13 protein-coding genes and 1 tRNA gene are annotated in these 15,080 nt (G+C 71.9%); 7 read left to right on the top strand and 7 right to left on the bottom strand.

Features of this window, described 5'->3' with window-relative positions:
• Positions 1 to 10 precede the first annotated feature (10 nt).
• Entirely contained in the window at positions 11 to 1,090 is a 1,080-nt protein-coding gene (locus tag OG618_RS14550) for a helix-turn-helix domain-containing protein (protein WP_329487830.1), read from the top strand.
• A 37-nt stretch (positions 1,091 to 1,127) separates the two neighbouring features.
• On the opposite strand, the gene OG618_RS14545 is transcribed toward OG618_RS14550, so the two are convergent.
• From OG618_RS14545 to OG618_RS14530, 4 genes are all read right to left on the bottom strand, one after another.
• Entirely contained in the window at positions 1,128 to 2,408 is a 1,281-nt protein-coding gene (locus OG618_RS14545; protein WP_329487829.1) for an LLM class flavin-dependent oxidoreductase, read from the bottom strand.
• Complete coding sequence (locus OG618_RS14540) at positions 2,405 to 3,460, bottom strand: LLM class flavin-dependent oxidoreductase (protein WP_329487828.1); 1,056 nt, start codon at positions 3,458 to 3,460, stop codon at positions 2,405 to 2,407. Before OG618_RS14540 ends, OG618_RS14545 begins: the two co-directional genes overlap by 4 nt.
• A 408-nt stretch (positions 3,461 to 3,868) precedes the next feature.
• On the bottom strand, positions 3,869 to 5,146 hold the full coding sequence (locus tag OG618_RS14535; protein ID WP_329487827.1) for a PTS transporter subunit EIIC: 1,278 nt from the start codon (positions 5,144 to 5,146) through the stop codon (positions 3,869 to 3,871).
• Between the two features lie 849 nt (positions 5,147 to 5,995).
• Positions 5,996 to 7,285 carry a PTS transporter subunit EIIC gene (locus OG618_RS14530; protein ID WP_329487826.1) on the bottom strand — a complete coding sequence of 430 codons (1,290 nt, stop codon included), beginning with the start codon at positions 7,283 to 7,285 and terminating at the stop codon, positions 5,996 to 5,998.
• 400 nt (positions 7,286 to 7,685) lie between these two features.
• Here OG618_RS14530 and OG618_RS14525 point away from each other — a divergent pair, with 400 nt between their 5' ends.
• The 4 genes from OG618_RS14525 (at position 7,686) to rdgB (ending at position 10,025) form a co-directional block, all read left to right on the top strand.
• Positions 7,686 to 7,919 (top strand): glucose PTS transporter subunit EIIB, encoded by a 234-nt coding sequence (locus OG618_RS14525; RefSeq protein ID WP_030060521.1) that lies wholly within the window; start codon positions 7,686 to 7,688, stop codon positions 7,917 to 7,919.
• 194 nt (positions 7,920 to 8,113) lie between these two features.
• A complete protein-coding gene (gene rph, locus OG618_RS14520; RefSeq protein WP_329487825.1) occupies positions 8,114 to 8,839 on the top strand; it encodes a ribonuclease PH in 726 nt (241 codons plus the stop codon).
• Positions 8,840 to 9,009: 170 nt separating this feature from the next.
• A complete protein-coding gene (locus OG618_RS14515; protein ID WP_329487824.1) occupies positions 9,010 to 9,399 on the top strand; it encodes a hypothetical protein in 390 nt (129 codons plus the stop codon).
• A 20-nt stretch (positions 9,400 to 9,419) separates the two neighbouring features.
• Positions 9,420 to 10,025 carry an RdgB/HAM1 family non-canonical purine NTP pyrophosphatase gene (rdgB, locus tag OG618_RS14510; protein ID WP_329487823.1) on the top strand — a complete coding sequence of 202 codons (606 nt, stop codon included), beginning with the start codon at positions 9,420 to 9,422 and terminating at the stop codon, positions 10,023 to 10,025.
• A gap of 66 nt (positions 10,026 to 10,091) precedes the next feature.
• Here the strand turns inward: rdgB and OG618_RS14505 are convergent.
• From OG618_RS14505 to OG618_RS14495, 3 genes are all read right to left on the bottom strand, one after another.
• Positions 10,092 to 10,166, bottom strand: a tRNA-Leu gene (locus tag OG618_RS14505).
• Between the two features lie 64 nt (positions 10,167 to 10,230).
• Positions 10,231 to 11,091 carry an HNH endonuclease gene (locus OG618_RS14500; protein WP_329487822.1) on the bottom strand — a complete coding sequence of 287 codons (861 nt, stop codon included), beginning with the start codon at positions 11,089 to 11,091 and terminating at the stop codon, positions 10,231 to 10,233.
• Between the two features lie 75 nt (positions 11,092 to 11,166).
• The gene (locus tag OG618_RS14495) at positions 11,167 to 11,652 is read right to left on the bottom strand and encodes an HPP family protein (RefSeq protein WP_329487821.1); all 486 of its coding nucleotides are present in this window, start codon (positions 11,650 to 11,652) and stop codon (positions 11,167 to 11,169) included.
• Between the two features lie 72 nt (positions 11,653 to 11,724).
• On the opposite strand from OG618_RS14495, the gene OG618_RS14490 reads away from it, so the two are divergent.
• A complete protein-coding gene (locus tag OG618_RS14490) occupies positions 11,725 to 12,345 on the top strand; it encodes a CGNR zinc finger domain-containing protein (RefSeq protein ID WP_329487820.1) in 621 nt (206 codons plus the stop codon).
• 243 nt (positions 12,346 to 12,588) lie between these two features.
• Positions 12,589 to 15,009: a chitinase C-terminal domain-containing protein gene (locus OG618_RS14485; protein WP_329492112.1), complete on the top strand. Its 2,421-nt coding sequence runs from the start codon at positions 12,589 to 12,591 to the stop codon at positions 15,007 to 15,009.
• Positions 15,010 to 15,080 lie beyond the last annotated feature (71 nt).

The raw sequence follows: 15,080 nt of genomic DNA, 5'->3' as shown, positions 1-15,080 counted from the left end.
CGCTGCGCCGATGGAGCGCATGGAGAGTGCGGCGCGGGCCGACCACCCCGCCGGCGGCCCCGACCGAGACGCCACCCGGCTCTACGCCCGGCTGCTCGCCGAACCCGGCCGCCCGGCCGCCGACCTCGGCCTCGGCTGGGACGAGCCCCGCCTGGCCGCCGCCACCGCCGAACTCCGCGCCCTCGGCCTGCTCCAGCCCACCGCGGCCGCCGGGGCGGACGGCACCGGCACGGCCGGACACGCCGCCGTCTCCGTCGACACCGCCGTCCGTCAACTGCTGCTCGACGCGGACAACCAGGTCACCGCCCTCGTCGAGGCCCTGGGCCGGGCCCGCGACTCCGTCGACCGGCTGCACACCGGCTACCTGCCGGTCCAGCACCGCCGGCCCGGCGGCGCCGCCCTCGAACTCGTCCGCGGCGCCGACCGGATCGCCGCCCTGCTGGAGGACGCGGCCCGCGGCGCCCGCACCCGGGCCCTCTCCCTCCGGCCCGGCCAGGACCTCTCCGGCCCCGCCCTGGCGGGCAAGTTGGCCCGCGAACGCCTCGCCCTCGACCGCGGCGCCGCCCTGCGCTCCGTCTACCCGGCCGCCGCGCTGCGCCGACCCGCCGTGCTCGCGCACGTCCGGGAGCTGACCGGGGCCGGGGCGCGGATCAGGGTCGCGCACTCGCTGCCGCTCCGGCTGATCGTGGTCGACGCCCGGCTGGCGGTCCTGCCCGCGCCGGGCGACCTGTCGGACGAGGTGTCCGAGGACGGGCCGGACGCGGCTGCTCCCCGGGTCCGGGGCCGTGCGGAGGCCGCCGTGGTGGTCCGCGAGCCGGCCCTGGTCGCTCTGGTCGCGGAGCTGTTCGAGTACTTCTGGTCGGCGGCCTCGACCCCGCCGGAACTGCATCCGGGGGCGGCGGGGAGGACGGACCGTCATGACGTGGTGCTGCGGCTGCTCGCGGCCGGGCTGACGGATGCCGCGATCGCCCGGAAGCTGGAGGTCTCCGAGCGGACGGTGCGCCGGCTGGTCGCCGAGCTGACCGCCGACCTGGGCGCGGAGAGCCGCTTCCAGGCCGGCGTCCACGCGGCCCGCCTCGGCCGGATCTGAGGCCGTTCCGGGCGGGGCGCCCGCCCGTCCGAGGCGCTCAGCGCCGCCCGGGAACGGGCAGGCCGAGGTGGTCGCGCAGGGTCGTCCCGGTGTACTCGGTGCGGAACACCCCGCGTTCCTGGAGCAGGGGTACCACCTGGTCCACGAAGTCGTCCAGGCCGCCCGGCGTGAGGTGCGGGACGAGGATGAAGCCGTCCGCCGCGTCGTTCTGCACATAGGCGTCGAGCTGCTCGGCGACCGCCGCCGGGGTGCCGATGAAGGACTGCCGTCCGGTCACCTCGATCACCAGCTCGCGGCTGCTGAGCCGCTTCTCGGCGGCGACCGCGCGCCACCGGGCGGCGATCTCCAGCGGGTCCCCGATCCTGGTCCGGCCCTGGACGACGGTGCTGTCGACCACCGGGTCGGCGGTGGGCAGCGGGCCGTCCGGGTCGTGGTCGGACAGGTCGATGCCCCAGACCTGCTCCAGATAGGCGATGGCGGTCCGCGGTCCGACCTGGGCGCGGCGGATCTCGGCGGCCCGCTCGGTCGCCTCCTCGTCGGTGTCGCCCAGGACGTAGGTGACCCCGGGCATGATCTTCAGCTCGTCCGGCTTGCGCCCGTACGCGGCCAGCCGGCGCTTGACGTCGGTGTGGAAGGCCTGGCCGGCGGTGAGGGTCGAGTGCCGGCTGAAGATGATGTCGGCGGTGGCGGCGGCGAACTCCCTGCCCTCGTCGGAGTCCCCGGCCTGGATCACCACCGGGTGGCCCTGCGGCGGGCGCGGCAGCGACAGCCGGCCCTCGACGTCGAACTGCGGGCCGCTGTGCCGGACCAGCCCGCCGTCCCAGAACTCCCGTGCCAGCTGGACGAACTCGGCGGCCCGGGTGTACCGGTCGGCGCGGTCGAGGAAGCCGCCGCGGCGGAAGTTCTCGCCGGTGAAGGCGTCCGAGGAGGTGACCACGTTCCAGGCCGCCCGGCCGCCGGAGAGGTGGTCGAGCGACGCGAACCGGCGGGCCAGCTCGTACGGCTCGTTGAAGGTCGCGTTGACGGTGGCGGCCAGTCCGAGGTGGGTGGTGACGGCGGCCAGCGCGCCGAGCACGGTGATCGACTCGGGCCGGCCGACCACGTCCAGGTCGTGGATCAGGCCGTTGACCTCGCGCAGCCGCAGGCCCTCGGCGAGGAAGAAGAAGTCGAACCGGCCGCGCTCGGCGGTCTCCGCGAGGTGGCGGAAGGAGGCGAACTCGATCTGGCTGCGGGACGCCGGGTCGGTCCAGACCGTGGTGTTGTTGACGCCCGGGAAGTGCGCGGCGAGGTGGATCTGCTTCAGCGGTCGGTCCGTCATCGGGTCACCTCGGCGTGGGCGGCGGCGGTCGCCGTGGGAGCGGCGGGAGCGGGAGTGGCGGGGGCGTACCGGTTGGCCGGGCGGCCCAGGCCGAGGTGGTCGCGCAGGGTGGTGCCGGTGTAGCCGGTGCGGAACAGGCCGCGCTCGCGCAGGGCCGGGACGACGTGGTCGGCCACCGCGGCGAGGTCCCGGGCCGGGTCGGCGGGAACGAGGTGGAAGCCGTCGACGCCGCCGCCGCCCTCGGTGACCTCCCGGATCAGCGCGCTGATCGAGGCGCCGTCGGGGAGGTCCGCGGTGAGCCGGGCGAGGATCCGCAGGCCCTCGCCCGCCCGCAGCCGCAGTTCGGTGGCGGCGGTCAGCCGGGCCGCCGGGCCGGGGGCGTCCAGCAGGACGACGTCCGCGTACCGGGCGGCCGTCTCCACCCGGGCCCGGCTGCCGGCGGGGGCGCCCGGGGCGAGGTCGGCGGCGGAGACCGGGACGGCGATCACCGGTCGGCCCTGGGGCGGGCGAGGGGTGATGGAGGGGCCGCGGACCGAGAAGTGCGGGCCCGCGAAGTCGATGTAGTGCAGCTTGCCCCGGTCGATGAACCGGCCGGTGGCCACGTCGCGGATCTCCGCGTCGTCCTCCCAGCTGTCCCAGAGCCGCGCGGCGACCTCGGCGGCGTCGGCCGCCTCCGCCCAGAGCTCGTCGGCCGGGGCGACGCCCTTGCGCCCGAAGGCCCGGGCCTGCGCCTCGGTGTCGGAGATCCCGATCAGCCAGCCGGCCCGGCCCTCGCTCACCCAGTCCAGGGTGTTGACCGATATCGAGGTGTGGAACGGCTCGGTGTGCGTGGTGGTGACGGTCGGGACCAGGCCCAGCCCCCGGGTCAGCGGCGCGAGCCGGGCGAAGGTGGCGAGGGCGTCGAGCCGGTGCGGCTCGGGTGCGTAGGAGTCGTCGAGGGTGACGAAGTCGAGCGCGGCGCGCTCGGCGTGGCGGGCGAGGGCGGTGAAGTGCCCGGCGTCGAAGCGGCCGGGGCTGTCGACGGCGGCGGACAGGTGCAACTGGCGCGGCATGGCGTGGCCTTGACTTTCCTCGTGCGTGCGCTGCTTCATCTTCGTTTCGCGCACGGGACGCAGCTGGGTACGTGGCGGTGGCCCGGGTACGGGCCGACACGAGAGGCGGGGAAGCGGGGGCCGGGGCGCGGCGGGAGGTCAGCCGGGCGGCGGCGGGGGGAACGGACGGGTCAGGCGCAACACGCGGCCGACCACACACGACCGAAGTCGATGTGGCAGCGGCTGACCAGGATGCGCGGCGCGTTCACCGCCTCAGTTGACCAGCGCGGTCGCCGGTTCGTCAACCGTCGTCCCACCGGCCGGGCGGTGGCCGCGGGCCGGGCCGGGACGCGCGACGGCCCCGCCCCGCCGCTCGGGGGAGCGAGCGGCGGGGCGGGGCCGTGGGGTGGTGCGGGTCGTTCCTCGGCCTCAGGCCTTGGTGACGTCCTCGATCTCCTCGTCGTCCTCGCGACCGGGGGTCTTGAGGTTGAACTTGACGATCGCGAAGCGGAACAGGAAGTAGTACAGCGCTCCGAACACGAGACCCAGCGGGATGATCATCCACGGGTCGGTGGCCTTGTTCCACGCCAGCAGGTAGTCGATCAGACCACCGGAGAAGGTGAAGCCGTCGTGCACGCCGAGCGCCCAGGTGACGGCCATCGAGACGGCGGTCAGCAGCGCGTGGATCACGTACAGGACCGGGGCGATGAAGACGAAGGAGAACTCGATCGGCTCGGTGACACCGGTCACGAAGGAGGTCAGCGCCAGCGAGAGCATCATGCCGGTGACGGCCTTGCGGCGGTGCGGCTTGGCGGTGTGGGCGATGGCGAACGCGGCGGCCGGCAGGGCGAACATCATGATCGGGAAGAAGCCCGACATGAACTGTCCGGCGGTCGGGTCACCGGCGAAGAAGCGGGTCAGGTCGCCGTGCACGACGGTGCCGTCGGGCTTGGTGAAGTCACCGGTCTGGAACCAGGCGTAGGAGTTCACGAACTGGTGCATGCCGACCGGCAGCAGACCGCGGTTGACCAGGCCGAACGCACCGGCGCCGAACGCGCCGGCACCGATCAGGGAGTCGTTCAGGCTCTTGATGGCGTCGCCGATCGGGCCCCAGGTCAGGGCGAAGACCACACCGACGGCGGTGCCGACGAAGGCCATGATGATCGGGACCAGGCGGCGGCCGTTGAAGAAGCCGAGCCAGTCGACCAGCCGGGTGCGGTGGTACTTCTGCCACAGCACGGCCGAGAGCAGACCGATCACGATGCCGCCGAGCACGCCCGGGTTCTGGTACGTGGCGGCCGCGTCCTTGCCGGGCAGGACCTGGGCCTCGGTGACCGGGAACGCGGTCAGCACGTTCTTGTACACCAGGAAGCCGACGAGGGCCGCGAGCGCGGTGGAGCCGTCGGCCTTCTTGGCGAAGCCGATCGCGATGCCCACCGCGAACAGCAGCGGCAGGTTGTCGAAGACGGCGCCACCGGCGGTGTTGAACACCGCGGCGACCTTGTCCCAGCCGAGGCCGTCCTTGCCGAACACGTCGTCCTGGCCGAGCCGCAGCAGCAGACCGGCGGCGGGGAGAACGGCGATGGGCAGCTGGAGGCTGCGGCCGATCTTCTGCAGACCCTGCAGCAGGTTCTGGCCGAACTTCTTGGTGGGGCTTGGCGTGGCCGGAGCCGCGGCGGGCGCCGGTGCCTGCGCAGACTGACTCATGGGGGTGGGTTCCTAACGGCAGGGCGGGTCGGTCGGGGGGTAGGTGCACAGAGGGGCCGAACCGCGAACTGGTCTACACCACACGTGGTGTAGACCAGTTTTGTAGCACGGGTGGAGAAGGGGGGGAAGCCCTGAAAGCGGTGCTGGTGAGAAGCGCTATGAAATCGAAACCTACTTGCGGATCGACGATCATGATTACCCGCCGTGATTGGGATTTTGGCTATTTGCGCAACAAAAAGGCCGGGGCAACCCCCGGCGGGCCCGGCGCCCCCCGGACGGACGGCCGGGAGGGCGGCGGCAGCCGGCGGGCGCGGGCGGCCGGACGCTCCCGCCGGGCGCCGTCCGCCGCCGGGCCGGGGGTCGCCGCGGGTGCCGGACGGCCGGGGTGCGGCCGGTGCCGGGCTCGCGGCGAGGGGCCGGTGCGATGTGCCGGACCCCCCTGAACCCGCCGCGGCTATTCGCCGCCGCATTGCGACCGGACTCGGCGGTCGCCCTCGCCGGCTCGGAGAAACCAAAGGCGAAGCCGGTGGGCGAGTACGGTGACGCATTGCCGCGCGGTGCGCCGCGCGGCGGCGGTGATCTTCCCCCCACCCGGGGCGCCGGCTTCGCCGGCGACCGCCCGTCCGGCTGCCGCCGGGGTGCCGAGGCCCTGTCCCGGCCGGGCCCCGGGCCGTCGGGCGCCGGGTGCCGGCCCGGCGCCCCGTCGGCGGCGGGGCCGGCCGCCGAATTTCCCGGACCGGTCCGGGAATGGTTTTCCGGCCGGGACCATCGTCCTTTCACGAATATGCCGAAGGCCCCCGGACCAAGGGTCCGAGGGCCTATTCCGGCGGGCGTCCGGTGACGCTCGGTTTATGCCTTGGTCACGTCCTCGACCTCGTCGTCGTCCTCGCGTCCGGGTGTTTTCATGTTGAATTTCACGATGATGAACCGGAAGAGCGCGTAGTACACGACGGCGAAGCAGAGCCCGATCGGGATGATCAGCCAGGGCTTGGTGGCCAGGCTCCAGTTGATCGCGTAGTCGATCAGGCCGGCCGAGAAGCTGAACCCGTCGTGCACCCCGAGCGCCCAGGTGATCGCCATCGAGGCGCCGGTCAGCAGCGCGTGCACCGCGTACAGCGCGGGCGCGACATAGGCGAAGGAGTACTCGATCGGTTCGGTGACGCCGGTCACGAAGGACGTCAGGCCGACCGAGAGCATCAGCCCGTAGATCTCCTTGCGGCGGTGCGGCTTGGCCGCGTGCGCCATCGCCAGCGCCGCCGCCGGCAGGGCGAACATCATGATCGGGAAGAAACCGGAGGTGAACTGGCCCGCCGTCGGGTCACCGGCCAGGAAGCGCGGGATGTCGCCGTGCACGACCATGCCGTCGGGCTTGGTGAAGTCGCCGAACTGGAACCAGACGAAGGTGTTCAGCAACTGGTGCATGCCGATCAGCAGCAGTACGCGGTTGGCCACGCCGAAGATGCCGGCGCCGCCCGCGTCCAGGTCGGCCAGCCACTGGCTCACGTCGTTGAAGGCGCGGCCGATCGGCGGCCAGGCCCAGACCGCCAGCACCGCCAGCAGCATGCCGACCACGGCGGTGATCATCGGGACGAGCCGGCGGCCGTTGAAGAAGCCGAGCCAGTCGACCAGCCGGGTGCGGTGGTAGCGCACCCAGAGCCACGCCGACAGCAGGCCGATCAGGATGCCGCCCAGGACGCCCGGGTTCTGGTAGGTCGCGGCGGCCGACTTGGCCGAGGTGAAGTCCACGCACTGGTTGCCGACCAGGACGGTCGGCAGCTCGCAGTCCTCCGGGAAGGCGTGCAGCACGGCGTAGAAGACCAGGAAGCCCACCACGGCCGCCAGCGCCGTGGAGCCGTCCGCCTTCTTGGCCATGCCGATCGCGACCCCGATGCAGAACAGCAGCGGCAGGCCGAGCGAGGAGTCCAGCAGAGCGCCGCCGGCCGCCGCGAACACCTTGGCGACGTCGTCCCAGCCGAGGCCGTCCTTCCCGAACACGTCGGGCTGTCCGAGCCGGTTGAGGATGCCCGCCGCCGGCAGCACGGCGACCGGCAGCTGGAGCGAGCGGCCCATCTTCTGGAGTCCGCCGTAGAAGGTGTGCCACCACGTGGTCCGCGGGGCTGTGGCGCCTGCCGAACTCATCCTTCGCCCTCCGAGAGCAGTTGCCGAGCGCTGGCCCCCTGGGGGACCCTCGGACGGGGCTCAGGAACACCCGGGGCGCTTCCTGCGTTCATCGGAGTACACATATATTGGTGTAGACCACTTTGGGAGGCAGGCCGCGCGCACCGGGGCAGAAGCCCCGCTGATCGTCATCCTCGGACGAAGATCCAGACCGTGCGCGCCGGAATGGGCCAAAAGTGGACTAACGTGGCAGATCGGTCCAACTCGGGTGATGCTGGTCGCGCTGCGGCGCAGCGCGACGGCAGCTGAACCCGCGTCAGCACCGACAGCGACGACCCCGGCCGGCGGCCGGGGCACCCCGCACAGCGCAGGACGGCACCCGGCAGAGCAGCCGACGGGCCGAGACAGAGGGAGAAATCAGATGGCCAGCAAGGCTGAGAAGATCGTCGCCGGTCTGGGCGGCATCGACAACATCGAAGAGGTCGAAGGCTGCATCACCCGCCTGCGTACCGAGGTGAAGGACGCCTCCCTCGTCGACGAGGCCGCGCTGAAGGCCGCCGGCGCCCACGGCGTCGTCAAGATGGGCACCGCGATCCAGGTCGTCATCGGCACCGACGCCGACCCGATCGCCGCCGACATCGAGGACATGATGTGAGCTGAGCCCACCAGGCTCGGCACCACCAGGCTCGGCACCACCCGGCCCGCCGCCCCCCGTGGGCGGCGGGCCGGCGCCGTCCGGCGCACCGGGCACAACCGTTCGGGCACCCCGCCACGGGCCCGCCGGGCACCGCCGACGACCCGTCCGACCCTGCCGGAACCATCCGACCGGACCGACTACGCTCGGTGCCTATGTCACGCATCGACGGCCGCACCCCCGACCAGCTCCGCCCCATCACCATCGAGCGGGGCTGGAGCAAGCACGCCGAAGGCTCCGTCCTCATCTCCTACGGCGACACCAAGGTGCTGTGCACCGCCAGCGTCACCGAAGGCGTCCCGCGCTGGCGCAAGGGCAGCGGCGAGGGCTGGGTCACCGCCGAGTACTCCATGCTCCCGCGCGCCACCAACACCCGCGGCGACCGCGAGGCCGTCAAGGGCCGCATCGGCGGACGCACCCACGAGATCAGCCGCCTCATCGGCCGCTCGCTGCGCGCCGTCATCGACCACCGCGCCCTCGCCGAGAACACCATCGTCCTCGACTGCGACGTCCTCCAGGCCGACGGCGGCACCCGCACCGCCGCCATCACCGGCGCCTACGTCGCCCTCGCCGACGCCGTCTCCTGGGCCCGCGAGAAGAAGATCCTCCGCGCCAAGGGCCAGCCCATCACCGGCGGCGTCAGCGCCGTCAGCGTCGGCATCATCGACGGCGTCCCGATGCTCGACCTCCGCTACGAGGAGGACGTCCGCGCCGAGACCGACATGAACATCGTCTGCACCTCCGACGGCCGCTTCGTCGAGGTCCAGGGCACCGCCGAGGGCGCCCCCTTCGACCGCGCCCTGCTCGACCAGCTCCTGGACCTCGGCAACCTCGGCTGCGCCGAGCTGGACGAGATCCAGCGCAAGGCCCTGGAGGGCTGAGCCCGCCACCGGTGCCCGAAGGGGCTCCGGCGCGTGGCCGAACCGCGACACCAGCGCTGTACAGGCCGGGCCCGGAGCCCTTACGGTTCCCGCAGCACCCCGTTGTGGGAACCGCGCACCCCCGGGGGCGCGTCATTCCGTTCCGGAACCCGCGCACCCAGGAGGACCGGATGCCCCAGAGCATCGCCCGCCCCGCCACCCTCGCCGTGGCCGGCCTGATCGCCATCCTCCCGCTCAGCGCCGTCAGTTGCTCGGCCGCCCAGAAGGCGCTCGACTGCGGCAACACGGCGGTCCGCATCACCGGGGACATCAGCGACGTCACCACCGCCTTCAACAACGCCAGCAACGACTCGGCCGCCGCCGGCCAGGCCCTGCAGAAGCTCAAGAACGACCTCGACGACCTCGGCAAGAACTCCAAGAACACCGACGTCGCCAAGGCCATCACCGACCTCAACACCCAGGTCGGCAAGGTCCAGCAGGCCATCAACGACAAGCAGGCCCCCGACCTGAAGCCGCTCGGCGACGCCGCCGGCAACCTCACCCAGGTCTGCACCGGCTGACGTCCGGTTAGGGTGGGTTCATGTCCACCCGTCTGATTCTCGCCACCCGCAACCGGAACAAGGTCGCCGAGCTCCGCGCCATCCTCGGCGAGGCCGGCATCGACGTCGAACTGGTCGGCGCCGATGCCTACCCGGAGATCCCGGACGTCCGCGAGACCGGCGTCACCTTCGCCGAGAACTCGCTGCTCAAGGCACACGCCCTCGCGCAGGCCACCGGCCTGCCCGCGGTCGCCGACGACTCCGGCCTCTGCGTCGACGTCCTCGGCGGCGCCCCCGGCATCTTCTCCGCCCGCTGGGCCGGCAAGCACGGCGACGACCGCGCCAACCTGGACCTGCTGCTGGCCCAGCTCGGCGACATCGCCCCGGAGCACCGCGGCGCCCACTTCTTCTGCGCCGCCGCCCTGGCCCTGCCGGACGGCACCGAGCGCGTCGTCGAGGGCCGCCTCCTCGGCACCCTGCGGACGGCCCCGGCCGGCGAGGGCGGCTTCGGCTACGACCCGATCCTGGAGCCCCTGGGCGAGACCCGCACCTGCGCCGAACTGACGGCGGCGGAGAAGAACGCCATCAGCCACCGCGGCAAGGCCTTCCGCGCCCTGGCCCCGGTCCTGAAGGACCTGCTGGGCTGAGAAGCCGCGGGAACGACGACGGCCCTCTCGCCTTCGATTCGAAGGGGAGAGGGCCGTTTCGCTGGGTACGCCCGGTGGGACTCGAACCCACGACACTACGGACCTAAACCGTATCTCTCTAGCCAGCTGGAGTACGGGCGCATGCCAGGTCCAGCCTACCGGCTCCCCGTCCAGCAGGCCGCACCTTTTCCGGTGGTGGGTCCTCCTACGCGGCGGCAGCCTCCGGCGGCGTGTCCCGGTTCCTGTTCCGGCCGCAGTAGGTCGGCGTGATGGAGTGACAGTTGGGGCAGAGCAGGCGGAGGTTGTCCCGCCTGTTGTCGAGCCAGTCGCCGTTGATGTGGTCGACCTCCAGGGTCATGGGGTGTCCGAGCCAGGTCGGCGGGGCGCCGCACATCTCGCAGACGTCGGGGTGCCCGATGTGCACGAGCATCGCCCGCAGGCGGTCGCCCGGAACTCGCTGACTCCCCGGCGGGCGTCGGACGAGCAGGTCCTCGGGCGTGCGTCGCGGTCCGGTCTTCCGGCCCTTGTTGTGGGCCCGACCGGTGAAGTGGGAGGTGTCGAGGCGGTGGAACGCGATGCTCTCCCGCAGCAGCGTCCGGGAGCTGCCGCAGTCGACCATCCCCAGGGCGAGGATCACGCCGCGGAGGCTGCGGTGTTCTGCCACGGCGTGTTCCAGCGCGCCCTTGGCGACGGCCCCGACCCTGTCGCGGCCGTCGCCCCTGAAGGTGAAGTGGGTGGTGTCGATGCCGAATTCGACCAAGCGCCGCTTCAGGTACGAGTAGAGGCTGTCGTACGGAGTGACGCCGAGGTGGGCCATCATCGCGTTGATGCTGTCGCTGTGGGCCGCGGCTTCGGCCAGGATTTCGCGCGGGTAGCGGCGGCGCCCGTAGTCGGGGCGGCCCTCGTTGAAGTGCGTGGTGTCGATCCCGTAGTGCCGCAGCCGCTTGCTGAGGTAGCTGTGGGTGCCGCCCGCCATCGGCACGCCGAGCCTGCGCATCATGTCGTTCACGCTGGTCGACTCGGCGGCGAGTGAGGCCAGCAGCTCACGGGTGTACTTGACCGGCATGGTCGTCCCCCTTCGGGCCTGTGTGCGCCCGTCCCCCGTGGGGGCGAACGAGTGGGGGGCGGGGTGGTTACGGGGTCACCACCAGTACGTCGGGTAGGTGCGGCGGGTGAGGCGGGCGGCGGCGAGGCCGGTGGCGGTGAGCAGCAGGGTGGCGAGGAGCAGGAGGGGGAGGAAGCGGGTCGGGTCGGGGGCGGTGAGGGTGACGATGACGGCGGTGGCGGCCGCGGGGGAGTGGGGGGTGCGGGCGAGGGTCATGGCGCCGAGGGCGAGGCCGCCGGCGAGGGCGGCGGACCAGTAGGCGGGGGTGGTGGCGGCGAGGACGGCGTAGCCGGTGAGGGCGGAGACGAGTTGGCCGCCGATGACGCTGCGGGGTTGGGCGAGGGGGAGGGCGGGGGCGCCGGCGATGAGGGCCATGGAGGCGGCGAGCGGGGGGATGAGGAGGGGTTGGCGGGTGAGGGTGCCGAGGGCGGCGAGGGTGAGCAGGGCGGTGACGGCGGTGGCGGTGGAGGTGAGGACGGCGGTGGGGGCGGGTCGGGCGGGGGCTTGGCTGGAAAGGGGCATGGCGAAGGCATTTCCTAACGCTTGAGACGGCAGGCAAGCGTTAGTCTGCGGGCTTTGGCTAACCGGTGGCAAGTGGCGTTACCGTTAGGCATGGGCATGGTGGAGCGTGGCGCGGTGGACGAGATGCCGGTCGGCGGTGAGCATCTCGCGCTGGATCTGGTGAACAGCACCTTCGTGCGGGGTGGTCTGCGCGGGCATCTGGTGGACGTTCTGGTGGAGCCGTCGGACCTGGCGGTCTGGGTGGACCGGCACGCCGTCGAGCTGGATCTGGCGAGCGTCCCGGCCGGGTCGCCGGGGCCGGCGGAGCTGGCGGCGTTCCTGGAGCTGCGCGGGGCCCTGCGGGCGGTGCTGACGGCGGTGGTGGCGGGTGAGCCGGCGGGGGCGGCGGAGGTGGCGGTGGTGAACGCGGCGGTGCGGGCGGCGCCGGGGTGGGTGGAGCTGGGGCCGGGGGCGGCCGCGCGGGGGGTCCACCGGACGGCCGCGGGGGAGCGTGGGGCAGTGCTGCTGGGGCGGGTGGCGCAGGCGGCGGTGGAGTTGCTGACGGGGGATCGGCGGGAGCTGGTGCGGGCCTGTCCGGCGCCGGGCTGCATCCTGTTCTTCCTGCAGCGGCACGCGCGTCGGGCGTGGTGTTCGACGGCCTGTGGGACGCGGGTCCGGGTGGCCCGGCACAGTCGTCGGCATGCGGACGGCTGACCGACGGGTATCGGCCGTTCGACCGGTGTTGTTGGGGATTTGATTACCAATTGGTACAGACCTATTGACCTTTGTGGTTCAGACCACATAGCTTCAGCGCCAATCTGCATTCCCCCACGTGCGTGCTCCCCCACAGGCATGCGCCGACACTCTCTCCCGGAGGACCGAGTGTTGATCCGAAGCACGGCCGAGCGGCGTCCCACCGCTGCCCGGCATTCCAAGAACCCGGCCGCCCGGGCGGGCATGGCCTCGCTGGCGGTCGCCGGCCTGGCCGGCCTGCTGATGGCGACGCTGGGTGCGGCGCCCTCGCAGGCGTCCGCCACCGTCGACAACGCGGCCTGTCGGCCGGACGGCATGTACCAGACGCCCGGGGTGGACGTCCCGTACTGCAGCGTCTACGACACCGAGGGCCGCGAGAAGATGGGCGCGGACCACCAGCGCCGCGTCATCGGCTACTTCACCGGCTGGCGTACCGGCAAGGACGGGACCCCGCCCTACCTGGTGAGCGACATCCCCTGGGACAAGGTCACCCACCTGAACTACGCGTTCGGGCACGTCGGCAGCGACAACAAGATCTCGGTCGGCACCGACAACGACAAGAACGAGGCGACCGGGATCTCCTTCCCGGGCGTGCCCGGCGCCGAGCTGGACCCGTCGCTGCCCTACAAGGGCCACTTCAACCTGCTGACGAAGTTCAAGAAGCAGCACCCGAACGTCAAGACCATGATCTCGGTGGGCGGCTGGACCGAGACCGGCGGGTACTTCGGCGACGACGGCAAGCGCGTCAACTCCGGCGGCTTCTACTCGTTGACGGTCAACCCGGACGGCAGCGTCAACCAGGCGGGCATCGACGCCTTCGCCAACTCCTCGGTCGACTTCATCAAGAAGTACGGCTTCAACGGCGTCGACGTCGACTACGAGTACCCGACCTCGATGAAGGACGCGGGCAACCCGCTGGACTGGCAGCTCGCCAACGGCAAGCGGGCCTCGCTGGCCAAGGGCTACGCGGCGCTGATGAAGACGCTGCGCGAGAAGCTGGACCGGGCCGGCGCCGCCGACGGCAAGCACTACCTGCTCTCGGTCGCGGCCCCGTCGTCCGGTTACCTGCTGCGCGGCATGGAGACCTTCCAGATCGCGCAGTACCTGGACTACGTCAACATCATGTCGTACGACCTGCACGGCGCCTGGAACAAGTACGTCGGCCCGAACGCCTCGCTGTTCGACGACGGCAAGGACGGCGAGCTGGCGGCGGCCAACGTGTACGGCACTGGCCAGTACGGCGGCATCGGCTACCTGAACGCCGACTGGTCGTACCACTACTTCCGCGGCTCGATGCCGGGCGGCCGGATCAACGTCGGCCTGCCGTACTACACCCGCGGGTTCAAGAACGTCACCGGCGGGACCAACGGCCTCTGGGGCACCGCGTCCGCGACCACCTGCCCGGTGGGCGCCGGGCTGACCTCGTGCGGTGACGGCGCGGTCGGCATCGACAACATCTGGAACGACAAGGACGACGCTGGCAAGGAGTCCCCGGCGGGCTCGAACCCGATGTGGCACGCGAAGAACCTGGAGAAGGGCATCGTGCCCGACTACCTCTCCAAGTACGGCGTGACCGACACCGCCCTGCAGGGCACCTACACCCGCAACTACAGCTCCACCCTGGTGGCGCCGTGGCTGTGGAACGACACCAAGAAGGTGTTCCTCTCCACCGAGGACGAGCAGTCGGTGGCCGCCAAGGCGGACTACATCGTCAACCAGGGCGCCGGCGGCGCGATGATCTGGGAGCTCGCGGGCGACTACAGGTGGGACGCGGCGGCCAACGGCGGCAAGGGCCAGTACGTGCCCGGCTCGACGCTGACCTCGCTGATGTACGACAAGTTCAAGGCGGCCTCGCCGTACAACGCGACCCGCTCGACGATCGCGCTGCCGCAGCAGACCCTGCCGGTCGACGTGTCGTTCACCAACTTCGCGCTGGGCGACTCGAACTACCCGATCAACCCGAAGATCCACATCGTCAACAACTCGACGCTGACCCTGCCGGGCGGGACCGAGTTCCAGTTCGACTACAGCAACTCGGCCCCGGGCAACGCCAAGGACCAGTCCGGGTTCGGGCTGACCGTCATCAAGCAGGACAACCCCGGTCCGGGCAACGTGGGCGGCCTCAAGGGCACCTACAACCGCGTCTCGGTGAAGCTGCCGGGCTGGCAGTCGCTGGCGCCGGGCGCTTCGGTGGACCTGGACTTCGTCTACTACCTGCCGGTCTCGACGCCGTCGAACTGGACGGTCAACGTCGCCGGCACGCTGTACGGCCTGAAGGGCGACCTGACCCGCGGCAGCACGGGCGGCGGCACCGCGACGCCGACCGCGACGCCGACGGTCACCCCGACCGTGACGCCCACGGTCACGCCGACCGTGACGCCCACGGTGACCCCGACGGTCACGCCCACGGTGACGCCGACCGTCACGCCGACCGTGACGCCCACGGTGACGCCGACCTCGGGTGCCTGCACGGGCGCGCCGGGCTGGGACGCGGGCACCACCTACGCGTCCACCACCAAGGTGTCCTGGAAGGGGCACTACTACCAGAACAAGTGGTGGACCAAGGGCGACGACCCCAGTGCCAGTGGCTCGTGGGGTGTCTGGAGCGACCTCGGGGCCTGCTGATCGGTCGATCCGATGAGCGTGGCTCGCTGAGGTGAGAGACGCGGTGGCGGTGCACCCGGTCGGGGGGTGCG

This window comes from Kitasatospora sp. NBC_01246 (assembly GCF_036226505.1).
In the GTDB taxonomy this organism is placed as follows: domain Bacteria; phylum Actinomycetota; class Actinomycetes; order Streptomycetales; family Streptomycetaceae; genus Kitasatospora.
This window is presented reverse-complemented; position numbering and strand designations above follow the sequence as displayed.

Coding starts and splice junctions, on each gene's coding strand:
- rph (WP_329487825.1), top strand. CDS start 8,114: ATGTCACGCATCGACGGCCGCACCCCCGACCAGCTCCGCCCCATCACC.
- OG618_RS14500 (WP_329487822.1), bottom strand. CDS start 11,091: ATGCCGGTCAAGTACACCCGTGAGCTGCTGGCCTCACTCGCCGCCGAG.
- OG618_RS14535 (WP_329487827.1), bottom strand. CDS start 5,146: ATGAGTCAGTCTGCGCAGGCACCGGCGCCCGCCGCGGCTCCGGCCACG.
- rdgB (WP_329487823.1), top strand. CDS start 9,420: ATGTCCACCCGTCTGATTCTCGCCACCCGCAACCGGAACAAGGTCGCC.
- OG618_RS14550 (WP_329487830.1), top strand. CDS start 11: ATGGAGCGCATGGAGAGTGCGGCGCGGGCCGACCACCCCGCCGGCGGC.
- OG618_RS14530 (WP_329487826.1), bottom strand. CDS start 7,285: ATGAGTTCGGCAGGCGCCACAGCCCCGCGGACCACGTGGTGGCACACC.
- OG618_RS14540 (WP_329487828.1), bottom strand. CDS start 3,460: ATGCCGCGCCAGTTGCACCTGTCCGCCGCCGTCGACAGCCCCGGCCGC.
- OG618_RS14545 (WP_329487829.1), bottom strand. CDS start 2,408: ATGACGGACCGACCGCTGAAGCAGATCCACCTCGCCGCGCACTTCCCG.
- OG618_RS14495 (WP_329487821.1), bottom strand. CDS start 11,652: ATGCCCCTTTCCAGCCAAGCCCCCGCCCGACCCGCCCCCACCGCCGTC.
- OG618_RS14515 (WP_329487824.1), top strand. CDS start 9,010: ATGCCCCAGAGCATCGCCCGCCCCGCCACCCTCGCCGTGGCCGGCCTG.
- OG618_RS14525 (WP_030060521.1), top strand. CDS start 7,686: ATGGCCAGCAAGGCTGAGAAGATCGTCGCCGGTCTGGGCGGCATCGAC.
- OG618_RS14485 (WP_329492112.1), top strand. CDS start 12,589: ATGGCCTCGCTGGCGGTCGCCGGCCTGGCCGGCCTGCTGATGGCGACG.